Annotated in this window: 16 protein-coding genes and 2 tRNA genes; 8 read left to right on the plus strand and 10 right to left on the minus strand. The window is 50.5% G+C overall.

Translation table 11 applies throughout. The features are described from left to right. Nucleotides 1-155 precede the first annotated feature (155 nt). Together ACGHM3_RS13465 and ACGHM3_RS13470 are read left to right on the plus strand one after the other, a co-directional pair. Nucleotides 156-1,916 (plus strand): DUF1631 family protein, encoded by a 1,761-nt coding sequence (locus ACGHM3_RS13465; RefSeq protein WP_345415610.1) that lies wholly within the window; start codon nt 156-158, stop codon nt 1,914-1,916. Between the two features lie 113 nt (nt 1,917-2,029). Then, entirely contained in the window at nt 2,030-2,392 is a 363-nt protein-coding gene (locus tag ACGHM3_RS13470) for a PilZ domain-containing protein (RefSeq protein WP_345415608.1), read from the plus strand. Here the strand turns inward: ACGHM3_RS13470 and ACGHM3_RS13475 are convergent. From ACGHM3_RS13475 to ACGHM3_RS13520, 10 genes are all read right to left on the minus strand, one after another. Next, a complete protein-coding gene (locus tag ACGHM3_RS13475; RefSeq protein WP_345415605.1) occupies nt 2,389-3,543 on the minus strand; it encodes a patatin-like phospholipase family protein in 1,155 nt (384 codons plus the stop codon). The genes ACGHM3_RS13470 and ACGHM3_RS13475 overlap by 4 nt on opposite strands. A gap of 54 nt (nt 3,544-3,597) precedes the next feature. Next, entirely contained in the window at nt 3,598-5,202 is a 1,605-nt protein-coding gene (locus tag ACGHM3_RS13480; protein ID WP_345415602.1) for an AMP-binding protein, read from the minus strand. 94 nt (nt 5,203-5,296) lie between these two features. Continuing rightward, on the minus strand, nt 5,297-7,093 hold the full coding sequence (locus tag ACGHM3_RS13485) for an acyl-CoA dehydrogenase C-terminal domain-containing protein (RefSeq protein WP_345415599.1): 1,797 nt from the start codon (nt 7,091-7,093) through the stop codon (nt 5,297-5,299). 297 nt (nt 7,094-7,390) lie between these two features. Next, on the minus strand, nt 7,391-7,618 hold the full coding sequence (locus ACGHM3_RS13490; protein WP_345415596.1) for a hypothetical protein: 228 nt from the start codon (nt 7,616-7,618) through the stop codon (nt 7,391-7,393). 30 nt (nt 7,619-7,648) lie between these two features. Continuing rightward, complete coding sequence (locus ACGHM3_RS13495) at nt 7,649-8,053, minus strand: hypothetical protein (protein WP_345415593.1); 405 nt, start codon at nt 8,051-8,053, stop codon at nt 7,649-7,651. Nucleotides 8,054-8,097: 44 nt separating this feature from the next. Beyond that, nucleotides 8,098-10,125, minus strand: coding sequence for an NAD-dependent DNA ligase LigA (gene ligA / locus ACGHM3_RS13500; RefSeq protein ID WP_345415590.1), 2,028 nt, complete (start codon nt 10,123-10,125; stop codon nt 8,098-8,100). A 115-nt stretch (nt 10,126-10,240) separates the two neighbouring features. Next, nucleotides 10,241-11,344 (minus strand): cell division protein ZipA, encoded by a 1,104-nt coding sequence (gene zipA, locus ACGHM3_RS13505; RefSeq protein ID WP_345415587.1) that lies wholly within the window; start codon nt 11,342-11,344, stop codon nt 10,241-10,243. 33 nt (nt 11,345-11,377) lie between these two features. Then, on the minus strand, nt 11,378-14,878 hold the full coding sequence (smc, locus tag ACGHM3_RS13510; protein ID WP_345415583.1) for a chromosome segregation protein SMC: 3,501 nt from the start codon (nt 14,876-14,878) through the stop codon (nt 11,378-11,380). An 87-nt stretch (nt 14,879-14,965) separates the two neighbouring features. Then, on the minus strand, nt 14,966-16,264 hold the full coding sequence (gene ccmI / locus ACGHM3_RS13515; RefSeq protein WP_390517075.1) for a c-type cytochrome biogenesis protein CcmI: 1,299 nt from the start codon (nt 16,262-16,264) through the stop codon (nt 14,966-14,968). Nucleotides 16,265-16,279: 15 nt separating this feature from the next. After that, on the minus strand, nt 16,280-16,777 hold the full coding sequence (locus tag ACGHM3_RS13520; RefSeq protein WP_345415580.1) for a cytochrome c-type biogenesis protein: 498 nt from the start codon (nt 16,775-16,777) through the stop codon (nt 16,280-16,282). A 212-nt stretch (nt 16,778-16,989) separates the two neighbouring features. On the opposite strand from ACGHM3_RS13520, the gene ACGHM3_RS13525 reads away from it, so the two are divergent. From ACGHM3_RS13525 to ACGHM3_RS13550, 6 genes are all read left to right on the plus strand, one after another. Continuing rightward, nucleotides 16,990-17,065: transfer RNA gene (locus ACGHM3_RS13525), tRNA-Val, on the plus strand. Between the two features lie 24 nt (nt 17,066-17,089). After that, nucleotides 17,090-17,166 (plus strand) — tRNA-Asp (locus tag ACGHM3_RS13530). A 536-nt stretch (nt 17,167-17,702) separates the two neighbouring features. Continuing rightward, complete coding sequence (locus ACGHM3_RS13535; RefSeq protein ID WP_345415577.1) at nt 17,703-19,202, plus strand: fatty acid--CoA ligase family protein; 1,500 nt, start codon at nt 17,703-17,705, stop codon at nt 19,200-19,202. Nucleotides 19,203-19,481: 279 nt separating this feature from the next. Beyond that, entirely contained in the window at nt 19,482-19,991 is a 510-nt protein-coding gene (locus ACGHM3_RS13540; RefSeq protein WP_345415574.1) for a hypothetical protein, read from the plus strand. 11 nt (nt 19,992-20,002) lie between these two features. Continuing rightward, nucleotides 20,003-21,181 carry a hypothetical protein gene (locus tag ACGHM3_RS13545; protein WP_345415571.1) on the plus strand — a complete coding sequence of 393 codons (1,179 nt, stop codon included), beginning with the start codon at nt 20,003-20,005 and terminating at the stop codon, nt 21,179-21,181. 7 nt (nt 21,182-21,188) lie between these two features. Then, nucleotides 21,189-22,370, plus strand: a complete 1,182-nt coding sequence (locus ACGHM3_RS13550) for a sulfotransferase (RefSeq protein ID WP_345415568.1) — start codon at nt 21,189-21,191, stop codon at nt 22,368-22,370. Nucleotides 22,371-22,374 lie beyond the last annotated feature (4 nt).

Genomic DNA, 22,374 nt, shown 5'->3' on the forward strand with positions numbered 1-22,374 from the left:
GGCCATACATTTGGCCGTTTTAGCCAGGCGGACGACATGACGCCGATAGCCTACCTGTAGGCCAGCTGAAATAACCGATCAGCCCGAATTTCGATTGATAAAAGGCCGAAAATCCCCGTGACAACTACACTGTGCAATTTAACCGCTAAACCTGCATGGCTGATAACTCCACCGACATCAAAACGCTCTCGCAACAGTGGTCAGATCTGTTTCTCACCCGATCTCGCGCGGATCTGCGTCCCAGCAAAGAGCGATTTTCGCGCCTAGTATCAGCACTGATCAACCAAACCTCGGCTCACGAACAACTCAAAGCCGATGCAAAGCAGCTATCAAAGTGTTTTGCCGCGCACGTTTGGGCCAAAAAAGGCCGCTTACAGCCGCCCTGCTCTACGCTTGCATCCTTGGCCGAACTGCACTTTCATTTGGCTCGCTGGCAGCCAAATAAAGGTCGGGTCGGTAAGGAGTTTCCCAAACTGTTGGCCAATGCCGATCAGCTTTTGCGATCGCCACCCGGCACCGAAAACTTACGCTGGCAAGAGCTACATCAAACACTGGTGAGCTACAGTCAACAATGGCAAACGCGGCGCTCGGCGCTGGAAAACCGCCAATTAGAGAGCTTGGTTAATCTCAATAAAATCACCGCAGCGCGCTGTGCCATTGCACAGCAAGTCAACACCAGACTCAGCGGCTCCATACTGCCAGCCTGGCTAAACGACTTTATCAAGGAGACGTTAGTCGGTGACCTGGCGGCAATTGAGGCAACCACTGGCGAAACAACCCAATTGGAGTACTGGCTTTACGCATTGGACGATCTGTGCACGGTGTATTGCCAACTAGCCGACCCAACTGGCTGCGTGGAGAATCAACAAGCCGCCATTAAGGCCGCTCCAGGGATCATAGAGCAATTCAGTACGCCAGACCTAACAACATTACCCGGCAGCCCACAGTACCTAACAATGTACGAACAGATCGTCCAATCCATGGTGGAGTGCGTACAACTGCGCCTAGAACCGCTGCAGGGTTTTAGCCCCATAACGGTGGCAAGCAATGTTGGCCAGGTTAAAGTGTCTAGTTCCGTTGATTCATTTGATTGCGTAACCATCGAATGTGGTCAATGGTTTGAGTACCACTGCGATAATGACACGCCTTTGACATTTAAACTGTTCCACTTAGACCATCATCAATCCCTTGCGCACTGCACCGATTACTACGGCAAGATCACGTTGACGCTAAGCGCAGACGAACTGCAGCTTATGATGGCGGCAAGACAACTGGTATTAGTGCCAAATTTTCTAGGTGCGCTATCGACTCTGGTCCAGGGTTTTTTAAAACAAGAGCGATCTTTGTATGAGAAATCCGTCACTCAAATAAAAGCGCCAGCCGAGCCTGCAAATTCTGAACTTGGTTCACAAAGCCAGAATGCGAACAACCGAAATGACAGCAGCCAGGAGGCTTTGCTCGATGATGGGAGCAGCAGCCACCACTGCGACGACGAAAACACCGAAGAGTTGCGCCGCCAAACGGATGAATCCCTGGCCAAAATCGACGCAGACATAAACCGCCTGTCTCAGGATCAAAAAGCCCAGGCCGCCGAAATACACCATCCAACTACCACTGAGCAAGCTGGCAGCAAAAGCGATGAAGAGATCGCCAGCTTTCAGATTACCGCGGCAAACCTACAACTTGGCGCCTGGGTTAAATTTAAAAACCTGGAGCCAGAGCTGCAAAAGCTATCGCTTAAAATGCCGTCGTCAGATAAATACTTGTTCACCGACAGGCTCGGACGAAAAGCCGGTGAATACCGACTTCAGCAGTTAGTAAACCTGTTTGCAGACGATAAAGTTAAAATTGTCAGCCTGGGCGAACGTTTCGATAGCAGGCTTGAAGCCATCGTAAAAAACCAACGGCGAAAATAAATTCGATTACCCAGAACCCGTTTGCGAGCGTTGCTGCGCCAACGCTGCGGAATCCCAATTGGACGAAACGACGGCAGCGTCTTTTAACCCTGTAACCAGACTAGGTCTTCAATATGGAACAGCGTAGTGAGCTGCGTTTAAATAGGAAATACACTGTTTTGCTGAAACTCGCGGCGGAGACTCCAGCTGGAGACGCCGCTGAATTTGCCATAGCTCGCTGCCTTGATGTATCGAGTGACGGTTTAAAAATAGAGACAAACTCGTTGCTGCAGGCAGGCTACATTCATGAGGTGACAGTGGTTGTGGAATGCTTGGCTGCGCCAGCACAACGCTACAATTTAATCGCTGAAATTATGTGGTGCGATGCGCTTGCACAGGGTGGTTATACGGCGGGCTTGAAACTGCTCGAAAGTGAGGACACAACCTTCATAGGGTGGAAAAAAATCTTAATGCAAGAGCTCGGAGAAAGTTTCTAAGCTACATCGCTTTCCTGCCGCTGTTCAAAAAAACGCAGTATCGCGTCTTTATCCCACATGGCATCTTGGTAACCAAGGTCAATCAATCGGCTGCAAAATTGTTCGGTAAACAACAGATAGCTCGCCATAGTCGCACCGCCGGCCTTGGCAGTAGAGCCCGTAGAACGCATAAAGAGGCGCATTGGGTTAGGCAAATATCTTACACATCGGCCAGCAATTTTATCCAAAGGTTGTGATGGAGATATCACCAAGGTTTCAATTCTTGAGAAAGCGGGTTTTGCTTCGGCTTCAGTACCATCATAGTTGTTCAAAATTTCATTGACGGTTTCGAGGTGTTCTAAATCAGAATCCAAAGAATCCAAAAACGCACTGTTCAAAAGATGGCCAAGCACCTGGCCTATGGATGGCGAATTGCGAACCACCGTGCGCCGCCCCCAGTGGGCCGGATTACGGTTATTACTAACGCCAATCACGAAAATTCTATCCGCCCCTAGATGTAAGGCAGTGCTTAACGGCGACAACTGCCGAATGGCACCGTCGCCATAATACTCACGGCCAATTTTAACGGTTGGAAAAATTCCTGGCAGCGCCGAGGATGCCATTAGGTGATCTAGGGTTAATTGCGCGCCTACGCCGACCCGGTGATATTTACGCCAATCTTCTACCTCTGAATTAGCCTGGAAGAAACTGACAGACTCGCCATTACTGTAGGCCATCGCGGTAACCGAAACCGCCCTCAAACGACCAGACGCTATCGCCTCGGGTAGATTCTCAAAGTGAATATTATCGCTTAGCAGTTTACGTAGCGGCGAATTATCCAACAGCGACAGAGGCCGCTCGCGGCCAGCACCATGGTTGAAGAACGAACCCACTACCCGCCCCGCACCTTTGACCAGATCCCACCAATGGGTACGAATCACTTGATCGATTGTAAGGTTGCGCCAGAGTGAGCTTAGGTTATTACTGGCCGCCGTAAAACTGCCAGGGTGTGAGGTAAGTGCTAATGCGTTGATGGCACCTGCAGAGGTACCGCAGACGATAGGAAACAGGCTTTGTTGCTGCTCTGGTACGATATCAGCAACCGCCGCCAAAACTCCAGCTTGGTAGGCGGCTCTGGCGCCGCCACCCGAAAGAACCAGTGCAGCCGTCACAAACGCAACGCCTGGATATGGAGGTAAACGCCGGTGGGCGCGCCTCCGGCACTACTATTGGCTACGCAACTCTTTGCGTAATACTTTACCCACGTTGGACTTTGGTAGATCTTCACAAAACTCGACTTTCTTAGGCACTTTATATGCTGTGAGGTTATCGCGTGCATAGCTGATAACGTCTTTGTCGGTGAGTGTTGCGTCTTTCTTAACCACAAAAACCTTAACGGCCTCACCACTTCTTGCATCAGGAACGCCAATAACAGCCGCTTCTAATACCTTGGGATGGGACACGATAACATCCTCAACTTCCGCCGGATAGACGTTAAATCCAGACACCAAAATCATGTCTTTTTTTCTATCCACTATACGAATATAGCCTGCTTCATCGATAGTTGCGATGTCGCCTGTTGCAAACCAACCTTCGGCGTCGATATTTTTGGCCGTTTCTTCCGGCCGCTGCCAGTATCCTTCCATCACCTGGGGGCCACGAACCAACAATTCACCGGGCTCGTCAATGGCGGTTGCTTGGCCATTTTCATCCACGGTTTTAACTTCAGTGTGGGGTAAGGCTACGCCCACAGTGCCAGGCTTAATGGCATTAGCGTAGTTGGCACTGACCACCGGTGACGTTTCGGTAAGGCCATAACCTTCGTTAGGTGTGACACCGGTAATCTTTTGCCACAACTCTGCGGTATCTCGTGTCAGCGCCATACCGCCGGAAGAGGTGGTTCGCAATGCAGAAAAATCCAGAGACTTAAACTGCTCGTTGTTGCACAGTGCTTTAAATAATGTATCCAAACCCACAAAGCCGGTGAAACGAACCTTTTTAATCGCGCCCAGCAAGGCGGGAAGATCTCTTGGATTAGGAATCAGAATATTCAATGAGCCTCGGCTGAACAAAGACACGCAATGGAAATTAAATGCGTAGATGTGATAAAGCGGTAAGGGCGCGATGTAGATCTCCTCGCCCTCTTTCATCACTTCTTCCAAGTGATCGACGATTTGCCCGCGGTTGGCGATCAAATTGCGATGGCTAAGCATGGCGCCTTTGGCGACGCCGGTTGTGCCCCCGGTGTATTGCAAAATGGCAATGTCTTCTGGGTTAGTAACCCCCGGCTTAAAAGTACTCGCCGCGCCAAGTTTTAAGGCATCCGTGAACGAGACGCGGTTTTCAAAGTTCACCTCGGGCACCATTTTCTTAATGCGCTTAACCACAAAATTTAGTAAATGGCGCTTTAAAAACGGATGCAGATCGGCAACCTCAGTAACGATGACGGTTTCCACCGGCGTATCTTTAACGACTTCGTTGGCTTCTTTGGCGATGTTTGCCAACACTAACAGTGCTTTAGCGCCGGAATCGTTTAGTTGGTGCTTTATTTCTCTATCGGTGTAAAGAGGATTAGTGTTGACGACGATCAGTCCAGCTTTTAAGGCGCCATACACTGCAATGGGATATTGCAGCAAGTTAGGCATTTGAATAGCAATACGATCACCGGGCTTTAGGTTGGTGTGATTCTGTAGATAGCTGGCAAACTGAGTTGTGTAGGTGTCGACTTCGGCAAACGTCAAAGTTTGCCCCATGCATGTAAACGCGGGTAGTTGGCTGTATTTTTTGCAAGTTTGATCAAATAGATCACAAAGATTTACGGCTTTTGCCATGGGGGATTCCTGTTGTTTTTATAGTAGGCCTAGTGCTCTTGTGCGCAGTGCTTCGCTGTTAAAAACGCGGCCTCATCAGAGGCCGCAAAAAGTATTAAAAGCTGAATTGATCACTGCTCAGCGCCATCAGATTGCCAACGCCTGACTTTATACAATCGTGATGGGTGCGCGTGCGCGGCAAGATGCGCTGGAAGTAAAACTGCGCAGTCGCTAGTTTAGCTTTATAGAAATCCGCATCACCATCGCCACTGTCCAGCTTCTGCTGTGCGGTTTCCGCCGCTAACGCCCAGAAGTAGGCCAACGCAATGTAGCCGGAGTACATCAAGTAATCCACCGACGCCGCGCCCACCTCGTCAGCGTTTTCCAATGCTGTGAGCCCAATGTGCATGGTTAGCTCACCCCACTCTTTGTTGTGGCTAGTCAGCGGCTCAACAAATTCTTTCAAGCTCTCGTTGTCAACGTTAGCTTGGCAGAACTTGTAAATCAGTTTGGTAAACACCTTCAGGGTTTCTCCCTGGGTGCCCAATACTTTGCGGCCAAGTAAATCCAATGCCTGAACGCCGGTGGTACCCTCATAGAGCATAGCAATGCGACTATCGCGCATGTTTTGTTCTACGCCCCATTCGCGGATGTACCCGTGGCCACCAAAACACTGCATCGCAAGGCTCGAAGCCTCAAAGCCAGTTTCGGTCATAAAGGCTTTGGCGATGGGCGTTAATAAGCTCAGTAGCTGATCAGCGTGAGCTTTGGCGGCGTCGTCAGTACTGTACTTAGTCACATCCAATTGCTGCGCCGCGAAATAAGCCAGCATTCTACCGCCCTCAGCCAGCGCCTTTTGTGTAAGCAGCATGCGACGTACATCGGGGTGAACGATAATCGGGTCGGCTGGCCCCTCTGGGTTTTTGGCCCCCGTTAACGAGCGCATTTGTAAACGCTCACGAGCGTAGTCCAAAGACTTTTGGTAGCCCAGTTCCGTGTGCGCCAAACCTTGTAATGCGGTACCCAGGCGAGCGGTGTTCATAAAGGTGAACATGCAAGCGAGACCTTTATTAGCCTGGCCGATGAGATAGCCGGTGGCACCGTCGAAATTCAACACACAGGTGGCGTTGCCGTGGATGCCCATTTTTTCTTCCAGGGCGCCGCAATTGACCGCATTGCGCTCGCCCACCTGACCGTCTTCTTTAGCCAAAAACTTAGGCACTATAAAGAGTGAAATGCCTTTAGTGCCGGCCGGTGCATCGGGCAATCGCGCCAAGACGATATGCACGATGTTATCGGACATGTCGTGCTCGCCGGCAGAAATGAATATCTTGGTGCCAGTAAGGCTGTAGGAGCCGTCAGCCTGAGGCTCAGCTTTGGTACGCAACATGCCCAAGTCAGTGCCACAGTGAGGCTCTGTTAAACACATGGTGCCGGTCCACTGCCCCGAAACTAAAGGTGGTAAATAGGTGGCTTTTTGCTCGTCTGTGCCATGGGTAAACAGTGTCTCCATACAGCCATGGGACAGGCCCGGATACATACCCCAAGCCCAGTTGGCGCTGCCCACGATTTCATTGAGCACGGTACCCAAAGAGCTGGGTAGACCCTGCCCGCCGAATTCTTCGTGATGAGTCATGGATGGCCAACCAGCTTCAATAAACTGCTGATACGCTTCTTTAAAGCCGGTCGGCGTTGTGACGACACCATCGTCCCATTTACAACCTTCTTGGTCGCCAACAGCGTTTAAGGGCACTAATACATTTTCAGCGAATTTCGCGGCTTGCTCGATGACCGACTCAGTGGTTTCTTGGTCGATCATGTCCAATTGATTTTTGGCGTAGTGATCGGCGTATTTGAGCACGTCAAACAGTGCAAAATTGATGTCTTTAAGTGGTGCACGATAATCTGCCATTGCTTCCTCTCTAACATTTTACATTCCGCTGCTCTAGCTACGGATGTTTGTCATTGTCGTTAATGTTGCTGATGACGCCGGAACCCATTGTATTGTACGCAACACTGCGCCTGTCGGTTTGTGATTCAAACGACACTGTAAAGTTTCAATTAAGGAACAGGTCATCATTACTAGAAATTCTAGCACCCTTGATATGGGACATCGCTTGCAGGGATGACCAGTATTTGCGTAAAAGTAACGCTTAGTAAGCCAAAATGTCATTGCGCGGGAACGTTGGCTTGGGCGTTGGCGCTTTTGTCATTGAGAATGGTCTTTTTTGGCCTTCCTGATAAGGATCAAAATAAAGCCAATAGCCCCGGCGGATATTAAGATTAGTGCTAAAAAAGCGATGCATATAACGAGAAATGACGCCACTTCAGCCGCCGGCACACCCCAGCCATAGATCGCCAACGCCAAAAACGACAAACCTGCGATAACGCCCACAATGACGGTGCTGCGGCGTTTTAGTTTACGATTAAACAACATAGGATTGCCCTTTACAGCCCAAACTCAGCATTACAAACTGCCCTCTCTGGACCACTCACATTGGACTCGGATATCGTCACTGCCAGGCACATGAAATGCGCCATCAGTTTCCCAAGTAAATGTGTGGGTGCCGGATATGACCGTATCCAAGTGAACCTTAGCAGAGACCCAGTACATGCGTTGCAGGAGCTTCTCGAAGTGACTGATCCAACTCTCCCACTCGTACTCAATACCTTTATAGGAGGCTCCGAAATGCACGACTTGGCTGAAGTTGATGGTGTTATCGTCGGGCAACGAAAACATTTCCTGTGATAAAAAAGGCCACTCCTGCACTGACGGCAAGGCTAGCATGGCCTGTCGGTTGGTCTGAATTCGGTCGGCATCGCCCTCACACTCATCGATAATAAAGCCATAAACCAAAGATTCGTAATTCAAACTATTCCCCTAAGGTGTGAACTGCTGGATAACCAGGACGCAGCCTAGCCGATACCGTGTTGCTTAAGAAAAGCAATAAATTGCTCTTCATCAATGACCTCAACGCCCAAATCTTGAGCTTTGGTGAGTTTTGAACCCGCACCAGGGCCGGCCACAACACAATGTGTTTTCTTTGAAACACTGCCCGCCACCTTGGCACCCAAGGATTGTAAATGCGCCTTTGCTTCATCGCGGCTGTAAGATTCCAATGAGCCAGTAACCACATAGGTTAATCCAGCCAAGGGTAATTCTTCGGGCTGTTTGGGCTCGGATTCACTCCAGGTAACGCCGGCGTCTTTTAAGGCAGCCACCAACGCAAGGTGATCCTTTTGCGCGAACCATTCAGCGATAAAATGTGCCACCACCGGGCCGATGTCGGGAATAGATTGCAAGCTTTCTTCATCCGCCGTGATCAGCGCATCTAGGGTGCCCAATGCGGCTTCCAAACTGCGCGAAGTAGCCTCCCCCACCTCTCGGATGCCCAGCGAATAAATTAATTTAGCCAGGGTGGTTTGTTTACTGCGTTCGATGGCGGTTACTAAATTCTGCGCGGATTTTGCACCCATGCGCTCTAAGCCCGCAACATCATCGGTGGTCAACCCATAGAGGTCTTCAACGCTTTTAATCAGGCCTTTATCAACCAATGCCTCGACCAATTTATCACCGAGGCCTTCGATATCCATGGCTTTGCGAGACGCGTAGTGCTTAATGGATTCTTTGCGTTGGGCGGGGCAAACCAGACCGCCGGTGCAGCGCGCAACGGCCTCACCCGGCGTGGTTTCTACCGGTGAGTCACACACCGGGCAACTGGCCGGGAAAAGAATTTCTGCGGCGTTTTTGGGTCGCTTTTCAGCTACCACGGAAACGACTTGGGGGATGACGTCGCCGGCCCGACGAATCACTACGCTATCGCCAACCATAACGCCCAACCGTTCTATTTCATCTCGATTGTGCAAGGTTGCGTTGGACACTGTAACGCCACCCACGAATACCGGTTCAAGCCTAGCCACAGGGGTTACCGCGCCGGTTCTGCCGACTTGGAATTCAACGCCTTTGAGCACCGTCATTTGCTCTTGGGCTGGGAATTTATAGGCGATAGCCCATCGCGGCGCCCTAGAGACAAAACCCAACTGTTGCTGCAGTTCTAGGGAGTTGACCTTAAAAACGATACCGTCGATGTCGTAGGGCAAATAATCACGCTGCTCACCCAATTTACTGTGGTAGTCAATACACTCCTGCGCACCTTGGGCCGACGCCATGTATCGATTGATACGAAAACCCCATTGGTTGAGTTGTTCCAGTACGCGAGTGTGGGTGTTGGGAAGCGTGCCGCCTTCCACAACGCCAACGCTGTAGGCACACATTTCCAACGGGCGAGTTGCGGTAATGTTACTGTCGAGAACTCGCAGGCTGCCGGCTGCGGCGTTACGCGGATTGACAAATACTTTACCGCCCTCGGCGCGGGCTTGTTCATTGATCGCATCAAAGCCTTGCTTGAGCATGTAAATTTCGCCCCGCACTTCCAGCAACTCAGGGATTGCTTCGCCGCGTAATTTAAGCGGAATAGACTTAATGGTTCTCACATTTTGAGTGATGTCTTCGCCGGTTTGGCCATCGCCTCGGGTTGCCCCCCTGATCAAAATGCCGTGCTCATACATCAAACTCACGGCAATTCCATCTAGCTTGGGCTCACAGGCGTACTCAACCGTATCGTCGATCTTTAAACGCTCTTTTATTCGGCGGTCAAAATCCAGTAAATCCTGGTCGCTGAAGGCGTTGTCCAAGGACAACATGGGCATACGGTGCTGCACGCTGTCGAAGGCTGATAACGGCGCTGCCCCTACTCTTTGAGTGGGCGATTCAGGTGAGACGAATTCTGGGTGATCCTGCTCTAGTTGCTTCAGCTCTTGAAAGAGTTTGTCGTACTGCGCATCGGGCACACTTGGGTCGTCCATCACATAATATTGATAGCTGTACTGATCCAGCGTCGTGCGCAGCATCTCAACACGTTGTGCGATGGCAGATTTATCCATGGGTGTTGCGTCCAAACAAAAGGTTTAACTGAAAATTTTTAAATAAAAGTGGCTAACGAATAGCACAACACCGACCAAGGCCGGTGTTGTTAGGCTGAAAAAGCAAAATGCTCAATCAATGTTTTAATCGATTTAATTCAAAATCTCGGATGCGTTGCCGGTAATGCTCTACCGTCTGCGACGTTAACACGTTGCGTTGTTCGTCTTTTAATTCTCCGCCCAGGCTGTCCGCTAAATAATCCGCGGTGCCGTAAAACAATTCAAAGGCATCCATGCTGCGAGCATCGCAAGGCAGGGTAAGAAACAGACTTACGCCAGGCGTTTTAAAATCTCGCATAGATTCTAATTGGAAGGTTCCAGGCATTACGATATTGGCCATACTGAATACGATGGGACCACTGCCATCCATACGATGGTGGCGATGGAAGATGTTCATTTCACCCAAGCGCAAACCCGCTTCTACGGCCAAATCCAACAAATCGCTGCCGGCAAAGTAGAATCCCTTCGGCGCCATAATGTTAATGACAAAAACTTCTTCTGGCTCAATCACAGATTCTGCTTGACTGTAATCGATCTTTGGTTCGGCCGAAGCGGTAGTACCGGCTGGAGCACTGTCCGTATCGTCTTGCTCAGTCAAATCCAGTTGCTGCGGCTCAGTTGTCACCTCGCTGGTGCTAACAGGCTGCCCTTTATCAACTTGCGTTACCTCGTCATCTTCCCAGGTGTCGGATGACATGGTCGGCTCGTCGTCGGCGCTGGTTTCTTCCTGGTAGAATTCGGTGACCTCCGGGTCGCTATCTGCGTCAGCTCCGATGTCATCTAGGTTGCCGAGTGAGGGCTCCTGGGGCAGAGGACGGCGCTCGTGTTTGGGTTCCGCTACCGAGTCCATGAGCATTGGAACGGATTCATCAAGGTTTAGTGCGACCTGTTCGGGAATACGGAAGCCCTTGGTGGTTTTGCTGGCTGCATAGGCTTCCTTAACTGAATTGTTCAGTTTTTCGGCTTCGCTTTCGTCGCGCTTACTGACCACGCGAGCGCCACCCTTGGGCAGTTCGCTACCGTAGGTTTGGGGTTCGTAATGATCATCGCCTTGCTTACTGGATGACCGAATTGAATCGGCGCGGCTGTGGCGCATACGACGAATACCGTCTAACACCACTGCCAATATTGCTATGCCAATGATAATGGTGAGCCACTCGCGCATGGCGAACTCTTCCATAAAGCCTCTCTTTTAGTTGGTTAGCGGGCAGAACTAGCTGGCTGCCAGTTCCGCTGCTTCTTCTACATCCACTGTTACCATACGAGACACGCCTGGCTCGTGCATCGTAACCCCCAATAGGTTTTGCGCCATCTCCATAGCACCCTTATTGTGGGTAATGTATATAAATTGCACGTGCTCGCTCATCTCTTCCACCATACGCGCGTAACGGCCGACGTTAGCGTCATCCAGTGGAGCGTCAACCTCATCCAGCATGCAGAACGGTGCCGGATTGAGCCGGAAAATACTGAATACCAACGCAATGGCAGTCAGTGCTTTTTCTCCGCCTGACAGCAAATGAATGGTGCTATTTCGTTTTCCCGGTGGCCGCGCCATGATGGCGATACCTGTATCGAGTAAATCCTCGCCGGTGAGTTCCAGATAGGCGTGACCACCACCGAAGACTTTCGGAAACAGCTCTTGTAACCCGGAATTCACCTGATCAAATGTTTCTTTGAATCGAGTACGAGTTTCTTTGTCGATGCGCCGAATGGCGTTTTCCAGCATGTCCAAGGCTTCACGTAGATCTGCATCCTGCCGATCCAAATATTGCTTTCGCTCAGACTCTGCTTTGTATTCGTCAATCGCAGCCAGGTTGATGGCACCGAGGCGTTTGATTCGCTCATCTAACTTGGTAATTTCTTCACTTAAGCTGTCTTCGGTGGCGTCTTGGTCCAGCTCTTCCAAAACCGTCTCTAGAGTGAAGTCGTCGTTTTGCAGCAACTCCAAGGCGTTTTGCCGCTTGGTTTCCAGCTCACGCGCATTTAGGCGAGAGCCCTCCAATTTGGTTCGAATCTCGTTGGTGCTTTGCTCAATTTTGCTGCGTTTTTGCTCCAGCTCGCGCAAACCATGTTCAATTGCTTGTACCGCTGTCCGAGCCTTAGTTAGTTCCGCTTCCACGCTCAGGCGTTTTTCCAGTAATGCTTCTAACTCGGATTTCTGATCGTCGCCTGGATCCTGGGTTTGCTCTAAACTCTCCAGTAATAAAGCCTGTCGCTCTTTGGCACGAGCATGCTGTTGCTCGGTACGGGTCAGCGCTGAACGGATAGAGTCGATTTGGGTTTTTAAGCTCTGATTGGCGATGGCCAACTGATGCGCACGATCTTTGTCTTCACGGGCTTTAATGCGAGCGTTTTCCAGTGTTTGACGGATGTTATCGCGTTCCGTTAGCAATTCATCTCGCTTGCCGGAGTCGTTTTCCATGGCCTCGATGGCGTCTTCGAGGATGGCACGGGCATCGGCTAGATTTTTCGCTTCTTGGTTTTGTTGTGTCAGCCCTTCGTTAATTTCGGCTTCCAACCGCTCACGGCGGGCCAGTGTTTGCTCAATTTGCACACGCTGAGCGCTGAGTTTAGAACTCAGCTCGCTGAATTGGCGGTTGTGCTGGTCGAGCTCTCGCCGAGCATCCTCTCGCTGGGCCTGCAGCGATTTCTGATCAGCCAGGGTCGATTCAAGCTCTTCGGAAAGTGCCTCTGCTTGCTCTTGATCTTGCTCGATCTGAGCGGCCAGCACCTCCAACTCTTGTTGCCGCGCTAACACGCCGGCGGCAGCGTTCTGCTCTTTTTGTGCTCGCACCCAGCCTGGGCCAAACCATAAGCCATCCGATGTGATGACAGATTGGTGCGCCGACAAGGACGCACGCTTGGCCAATGCCGCAGCCACCGAGTCCGCAACGAATACGGAAGCCAACAACGACTGTGCCGCGCCAGCGCCGGACACGAAGTTGGCCAGTGTGTCGTCAACATCGGCCACCACTGAAGCATTTGTGTCGAGTAATGTAACGCTGCCTTCGGTGATGGAGCCCAAGCTTTGTGCCAGCTCATCAAAGCGGTCTGTGGCTACTGCTTGTAAGTCTCCACCCAGCACGGTCTCTACCGCTTTGTCCCAGCCGTCGCTAACTTGTAGTTGCTCTGCCAATTTGGGGGAGTTGCGCAAGTCGTGTTGGTCTAGCCAGGCGTCGACAACATCACTTTGCTCACTGAGCGCCGCCTGCTGTAATGCTTCCAATGACGCTAGCCGGCCTTTTTGCGTCTGTAAGCGCCCTCTTACATCATCGAGTTGATTGCGCAGCTCTTCCACTCGCTGCTGCTTGCCAATCACCGATTCAGCTTTGGCGTCGCCCAGCTCACGCAATTGCTCGCCCACTAATTCAAGCTCTGCCAACTGCTCCTGTAGCAGCGCAAGTCCTTCTTCTCCTTCCACCGAACCTAGGGAAACTTGTTCTTGACGCAGCCGCTCAATGCGCTGGTTAAGGCGAGTTTGCACTTGCTCTAAATGCTGTATGCGCGATTGCTGCACCTCGGCCTTCTGGCGAGGTTCGGCTGCGGTTTGGTTGAACTCGTCCCAGCGTGTTTGCCAGGTACGCATGCCTTCTTCGGCGTTAATAAGAATCTCGCTGGACTCCTCTTCCGCCACCTGCAGCATTTCTAGCTCAGGCTCAATTTCGAGCAATTCGGCAAACAGCTGCTCTGCTTTTTCGCTGTCTATCTGCAGCAGCTCTTCGGTTTCTTTAAACTCCTGCTGAGCTTGTTGGAAATCCACCTGTAACTGGCGTTTGCGCTCTTCGTTATGGTGGATGTTTTGTTCAATGCGGGTGATATCGTTACCTAGAGCATAGAACCGGCTTTGCACCTCATTGAAGCCCTCGCCTGCCTCGGTGTGCTGCACGCGTAGACGTTCGATCTCGGTATCGTTACTCACCTGTTCGGTGACGAAGCTCTCTACCTTGAGCTCTAGCTCCGTGATTTCGGCGCTTTTTAGGCCGGCTTGTTCATCCAGCTTCTTATAGCGCAGGGCCTGCAACCAGGATTTCACTTGGCGCTCCAGCTCCTTGTACTGGGAGTAGCGTTCGGCTGCTTGGGCCTGACGCTCTAAACGAGACAGCTGCCTATCCAGCTCTTCACGAATATCGGTTAGACGCTCAAGGTTTTCTTGGGTACGTCGCATGCGATTTTCAGTGTCGCGGCGGCGCTCTTTGTACTTGGAAATACCAGCCGCTTCTTCTACGTAAACCCGCAGTTCTTCTGGTTTTGATTCAATCAACCGGGAGATCATGCCCTGCTCGATGATGGCATAACTGCGAGGCCCTAGGCCGGTGCCCAGGAAGATATCGGTAATATCGCGACGACGGCAGCGGTTGCCGTTTAGGTAATAGTGGTTTTGACTATCCCGGGTGACCTTGCGGCGAACAGAGATTTCGTTGTAGCTGGCAAACTCACCTACGATGGTGCCATCGCTGTTGTCAAAAACCAGCTCAATACTGGCTTGGCCGATGGGCTTTCGATTTCCAGACCCGTTAAAAATAACGTCGGTCATGGATTCTCCACGCAGGTTTTTGGCTGAGGATTCCCCCATTACCCAGCGTACAGCATCGATAATATTGGACTTACCACAGCCATTAGGGCCAACCACCGCACAGAGATTACTTGGGAAGTAAACCGTGGTGGGGTCAACAAATGACTTAAAACCCGCAAGCTTAATGCACTTTAGCCGCATATATTAACTTTTCGCTCAATTTTGCCGGCAAATAGCCGCATTTTTGTTTGTTGTACCGCGAGGATGGATGCCTCATATACCTAGCGACTATTCTACTTGGGTTGCAATTTCTAAGGTGTAGACTTGGTCAAACGCTGCTTGTTTCACAGGCCCAACGCTAGCCTGCCAATCACCGGGCTTGGTGGTCGGGCTGCCATCTGTACTCAGCCTCGCCACCAATTCAATATCACCTACGCTGGCGATGGTCATACCGTCCATCATCGACATAGACTCAGACAAGGTTATCTCCACCGGCAGATCCGCAGCGGTCAACTTTTGAATGGCCAAAGGCATCTTAGGGCCCTGCCATGCCCTAGCGTAAACAAAGACAGTTTGGTTTGGCGAATATTCCACTTGTGGTGACAAACTCACTCGAACCGTGACACTCACATCAGCGACCGTGCCATCGCCGGCGCTGGCCTCTCCTGTGCCATCAGCAGTAGTTGCGTTTGACTGAGCCGAACCGCCTGAGTGGCGCAAAATGGTGTTGATGTTGTCGATTCCTGCCAGTAACGGGCCAGCCTCCGGATTGTTCGGCCCCATCAAACCTACCGCTTTTTGCCAGTACTCCAGCGCGGCCTGGTGCTCTTGGGTTTCATAACTGGTGATGCCCGCCAAGCTCAACGCCAAGGTGTTGTTGCCATCCAGTGCCAGCGCACTATCGGCCAGGGTTTTCACCTGAGGAAGCATCTGTGAACCAGAGGCCATAAACAAAGTCTGACCAAACTCCGCCAATATCTGGGGCTGTTTCGGATCACGAGACAGAATCTCCTGGTAGGCTGAAATCGCGCCAGAAAAATCCTGCAAAGTGACCAAATTACGCGCTAATAGATAGTAATTGCTGAGATTTTCGGGGTCTTTAGCGATCAAAGCCCGCAGTTGCTCGGTGACTTCCTGGGTTAGTTCAATCTCTTCCGAGGACAAGGTCTGAGAATTAGCCTGGGCTAAGCGATTCTGCTCAATAATCAGCTGCCGCAGATTCAACTCCAGATGCGGCCCACGCTCGTAGTAATAAACCAAGCTTACAAGAGGAACCAGCGCTACAAGCAACCATAAAACCGGTTTGGCACCCTTGGCTGGAGCAATGGACTCATCTCCAGTAGTGTTATCTTCTAATAGAGAGCGACCTAACTCAGCCTTCAGCTGATCGTATACCTCGGGTTCAATATCACCCTGGCTGAAGCTGGCCTCTAAATCGGCCAAATGCGTTTTGTAGAGCTCAGTGTTGGCAGCGGAGCGACTGTACTCGCTGTCAATAGCCCGAGTTTGGTTTTTAAGAAATGGCCATATCGAAAAAAGCACAGCAATTGCACTTAAAACGAGGAAACAGGCCCACATTATTGTCATTCAAGTACTTCCGTTCTACTGGGTTTTGGCTAGCATGGCTTTTAAATCGCGCTGTTCCTGCTCACTCATTGCTGGCGCGGCAGCACTGGCCCCCACGGCCCGCCTGCGCACGATCCAAACCAGCACAACCACCCCTAGCAGCAGGAGAATGGCGGGTCCAAACCACAGAACGAAGGTTCCGGCGCTTAAGCGTGGCCGGTAGAGTATGTAGTCGCCGTAACGATCCACCATAAACGTCTTGATGTCGCCGTTAGACTGGCCCTCATTGATCATTCGATACAATTCACGGCGCAAATCCGCCGCAATTTGCGAGTCAGAGCCATTGAGATTCTGATTTTGACACTTTGGGCATCGCAGCTCTTCTATAAGAGTGTGATAGCGCTGCTCTTCTTGTTCTGATTTAAATTCACGCACATCCACCACAGCCTGGGCTGCCCCAGCCATCAGCAAAACCGAAACCAGGACTGTTCCCACCAACCGGAAGCAATACCGTCTTGCCGAAGCTTTGTACATGCAACCTCCACCAGTCACTCATGCCACTATTTTTAGGCGCAAGCTTGCACCAAAGTAGCGTAAAAGGAGCGAATTATAGCAAGCTTAACAACATTGGCTAGGCTAAAGCCGCGCCGGATAAGTATTTCCTAAACCAGCGCTAGTTTTATGATTTTTAAGAATTTTTTGTTGACTCCGAAAAAATTATCCGTAATATACGCGGCTCTTGACGAGGGTGGTTAGCTCAGTTGGGAGAGCGACGGCCTTACAAGCCGTAGGTCACAGGTTCGACCCCTGTACCACCCACCACTATCAAAGTGGATGCAAGCATGCGGACCGGTAGTTCAGCTGGTTAGAATGCCGGCCTGTCACGCCGGAGGTCGCGGGTTCGAGTCCCGTCCGGTCCGCCACTATCTTAAAGCCTCGGCACTCGTCGGGGCTTTTTTGTATCTAACGAAGTCACACAGCGGCTCTACACAGCTTGACGGCCCGATGACAAATGGGCGGGACACCCGTTTGTTCTACGCAGTCGCCCAAAGGAGCATGACGGCCTGGGCTAGTGTAGCTAATCCGCCCTACTCACTATCCTCAGTATTTTCTGGCGCTTTTTTATTTCAACATAGCCCTCCCTAAAAAACGCTAAGCCAAACAACAAACCGGCCAACACAAATCCACGAAGCCAAAAATTAAGCAGATAACCCGAATCTGTTGAGCTCAATCCAGGAATATGTTGATTTAAAAAAGCCAAATTAACACCGCTGGCTGACAAATGAAGTTTTTTATTTACTTTGTTGGCGAAGGACTCAACAATTCAAATGCAATAATAAAAAAACAGCTAAAACGCTATCAGTAAACGCACCTCAATCGATCTGGTAAATTCTTAGCCATCATTACAACCCTTCGGAAATACATTCCGAATGGCAAGCAACATAGAAGAATAAAAATCATGACAGCCCATTACCACTTAGCAGAATTGTGCCAACAAGCCATCGGTAAACCCGAAACTGCCCAGGCTGTGCAGTTTGAGGGCAAATGGATTCCGTGGAGCACTATCGCCACCATCGCCAAAGAAGTACATAACCTGCTAACAAACAGTAGCGCCAAGCCAGGTTGCAAAATTGCCTTTATCGCTCGCAACCAACCACGCTCACTAGCCGCTTTTTTAGGCCTGTTATCCTTCGGCTGCACGGTTCGAATGGTCTACCCGTTTCAGTCCGAACAGGCCATGGCGGCAGATATTGAAGCCATAAATCCAGATGGACTCGTGGCAACGGCTACAGATTTATCAGCCAATATTCTGCATACCCAAAACAAAGACAAAAACCTAGTCATAGCGTTGAGCCAAACTGGAGCGACCGCACGGGAGGGCTTTGAACATTGCCAAAATAAGCCCTGTGAACCGGGCATAATCCTGCTCACCAGCGGTACCACCGGAAAACCAAAGCCATTTTCATTAAGCTACGAGCAAGTTGAAAAATACCTGACAGGCAGCGCCGCAAAACTCACCGGCAGCAAACTGCAATCGCAACCTGCAATACCCGCCCTACTCTATTTTCCGGTAAGTAATATTTCAGGGATTTATTCTACACTTCCACCACTTTTAAATGGCCAGCCAATTGTTTTGTTGGATCGCTTCAACCTTGACGCATGGCTGGCTTTTATCGACCAATACCAACCGCAATTCTTTGGGCTGCCACCGGCAGCGTTTAAAATGCTATTAGATGCCCGAGTGCCAAAACAGCGGTTGTCCTGCCTTAAAGCGCTTTCTGCCGGCGCTGCGCCTTTAGATATAGACACGCACCGCCAGTTTGAAGCCACCTATGGCATAGCCATTTTACTCTCCTATGGCGCCACAGAGTTTGGTGGGCCAGTCTGCGGCATGAATTGGCAACTGTGGAATGAACAAGGAAAAGACAAAGTCGGCAGCGTGGGCAAGCCCTTCCCCGGCATGCAAATTCGGGTAGTAGACGCTGAACGCAAACAACCATTACCTCCGGGCCGAGAAGGTATTTTGCAAGTCGTATCCTGCCGCATTGGCGAGGACTGGATAACCACATCGGACCTGGCAGTGATAGATGAAGACGGTTTTTTATTTTTAAAAGGGCGAGCCGATGGTGCAATCATACGCGGCGGATTTAAACTGCTACCCAGCATAATAGAACAAGCGCTTTTACAAAACTGTGATATTGCCATGGCCTCGGTTATTGCCATCAAGGACGACCGTTTGGGCCAAGTACCCGGCGCAGCAATCGTTATGAAAAATACGAGCGATCCAGTTAATTTTGACAACGTTGCAACTGCCTTACGAAACCAGCTTCCAGCTACACACATTCCTGTGCACTGGCTTGCTCTGCCAGAGCTGCCGAGAACCCCATCAATGAAAGTGGACATGCCAACCCTGCGACAACACTTTGCCGAACAATTAAAGCGCATAACAGACCGATAACTTTTAGAAGATTAAAAAGCCCACCAGCCGGCTGGTGCTGCGCCCTCTTTTTGCGAGCAAAACGGGTATACCTTAACTACTGCAATAGCCCTCTCTATGCAAGCCAGCCTCCCTGTTACAACAGTCTCTTAGCTACAACAAACTCCTAGTTACGATAAGCAGTGGTGACAACGACCACCCAAACCTCTGGGCCTCCCACTGATTGGCGCTTTCATAAACAGTTGCATCCTCTATAGATAGTATTTACTATCTTTAAAAAATCCAGATTGGGACCCCACGATGAACCGGCCACCTCTCAACCCCGCACTAGATCAAGGCATTCTGTGTGCACATCAGTTCCAAATCGCCTACGCCACCAATGATATCGATACAGCAAAAACGCTATTCCAAGAACGACTAGGAATTACCGAATTTAAAACCCTTACAGGCCCCTTGCCCAGCGGTGGCGAGATCCATATAGAGCTGGCTTGGGTGGGCAGCACCATGTACGAGCTATTGACCGCCAAAGGCCCTGGCTCTGATATTTATGTTGGCAGATTGCCGGAAACAACAAGTCTAGCTTTAGCCCACCACCACCTGGGCTACCTGATAGAAACCGAACAGCAATGGCAACAGCTATTAGAGCAAGCCGAACGGAGCAATTGGGCTATTCCCCACATCAGCCATACCCCCGGCTTTATGAATAGCTGCTTTATTGATGTCCCTCTACTCGGGCACTACTGCGAATACCTTTTCCCCGAACCCGCCGGGCTGGCATTTTTAACAGAGCAAGTACCGAATAATTACTAAGGCCGAATCAAATGCGAACGGATACTAAAAACGGTTTTTTTCCGCTATTGGCTGACCTACAAACAGCCTTAGATGAAATAGATAACACCTGGCAACCCGACGATGAAGCCTACCATGCGGATGTCTATCGGCAGACAATGATGAGTTTATCCTACAGCTATTTTGCCTATTTCCACGCCACCCCGGAGCACCCCGACTGGGCGCCTTTATGGAACCCCGTTTTTACCTTACAACCCAACCCAGACGACATTTATTTATACAGCCCCATCAGCGGGAAATACTGTTATCGAGTCAGCGGTAAACGCGGCACGGTAAAAATACTTAGCTTCACCACCCAACGCCATATGTCCGGAATGATTGACGACATCAGCCAAATAGGCGGCCACAACGAAATCGACGACAGCGATTTTAGTGTGGATGAGTTCGGTAATATTGATATTTTATTTAGCGTAGAAAAACCATCCGGCTACGCCGGTGATTGGGCACCGATCGACCCAGGGGCCACCGGCATGATGGTGCGCCTGCGCAGCTACGATTGGCTGAATGAAATAGACCCCAAACTCGCCATTACTTGCTTAGATCCGGTTGGACCAAAAGCCCGGCTGACGCCATCAGAAATCCGTGATCGCATAAAGGAGATGGCTAAATTCCCGGGCAGAAAAACAAAAAGCTACTATCGCCTGCAAAACGGCGTTAAAGATCGCGTTGGCTTTAACGTATTTGAGCCCATCAGAATGCAAGGAGCTCTAGCTAAACAAGTCTATTGGCCGGCGTGCTTCCAACTAAACGACGACGAAGCACTCATTATTGAAACAGAACTGCCCCAAAAGCGGCCCTACTGGAATATTCAGCTGAATGACCCCTACTTTAATGCATTGGAATACGTCTATCGAAATTCCAGCATAAATGGCCACACAGCGGTGGTTAGTGAGGGCGGAAAATTCCGAGCAGTAATATCCCTAACCGACCCAGGTGTGCCCAACTGGCTGGACCCAGCCGGTTATAACGAAGGTGGTATTTACGGCCGCTGGTTCGATTGCGATAGCAACCCAACGCCAATCATCAAGCGCGTGCCCCTGATCGAACTAAGACAACACCTCCCTACCACTACACCTGTTATATGGCCCGAGCAAAGAGCCGAAGAACTGCAACTGCGGGTACAGGCTTGCCAAATGCGTAAGCGCTGGTAATTGCCTCATGATAAACAGCTCAAGTTTAAAGTCTCCAACCACCTTTGCCAACTCAGCCGGGCAATTACACAACACGGTCAGCGGAATTTTAGGCAGCGATAACTTTGGCCCCGACGATTACCAAGCGGGCCTAGCTGTACTTTTGCTGTCGCTCGATTACGACCCAAGGTTATCGGAATTCGGTCGCGAAATGGCCTGGCGAGAACTGTGTAAAACGCTCTATGCCCGAGGCTACCTCTATCAACAGCTTGCAGCCCACCCGGATACTCAAAATATGCCCATCCACAGCCCTGTGGTGATAACCGGGATTCCACGCACGGGCACTACCGCCCTGCACAAACTGATGGCCCTGGATGAAAATTTTCAAGGTTTGCAGACTTGGTTAATCGGCAATCCCATGCCCCGTCCACCACAATCAACCTGGCAACAATACCAAAGCTTCCAGGCCACCCTAAAACAATTACAAGAACGCTATCAGCATGCTCCAGACCGGCTAGCGGCGCATAAAATGGCAGCAGATGAAGTAGATGAATGCTGCTTGATAATGCGTCAAACGTTTACTTCAAACATCTGGAGTTGCATCTGGAGCGCGGCCAGCTATGACCTATGGTTGCAAACTCAATCTGAGCTAAACAGCTACCGTTATTTAAAAACCGCGTTACAACTGATCGGCAGCAACGATAGTTCAAAACGATGGCTCCTCAAGAACCCAGGCCACATCGCCCACCTGGATTCGCTGTTTGCTGTTTTCCCAGATGCCAAGGTCATTCACACCCACCGCGATCCGGTTAAAGCCATTCCATCTTTGTGTTCAATGTTTATCAAAAGCCACGACTTGGTCGAACAAGGTCGGCGCAATTTACGCGCCAAGTTAATAGGCATACGCGAGCTGGAAAAGTGGTCTGCAGCAATTCACCATGCCGAGACAGTCAAAGCTCAAAAGCCAGAACACGTTTTAGATGTTTCTCACCAAAGTTTTGTCGAAGACCCGCTGGGAGAAATCGAACGCATCTATCGATTTATTGGCCAAGAACTCTCCCCCACAGCCAAGGCCGAAATGCTCCAACGCATACAAGATGACCCAGAGCGGCAGCACGGCAAACACCACTACCAACTGTCTGATTTCGGGTTAACCCAAGCAATGATAAAACAACGCTTTGGTCAATACATGATGCAATTTAAAAAATAGGGCA

This window comes from Halioxenophilus aromaticivorans (genome assembly GCF_042850945.1).
Classification (GTDB): Bacteria; Pseudomonadota; Gammaproteobacteria; order Pseudomonadales; family Cellvibrionaceae; genus Halioxenophilus; species Halioxenophilus aromaticivorans.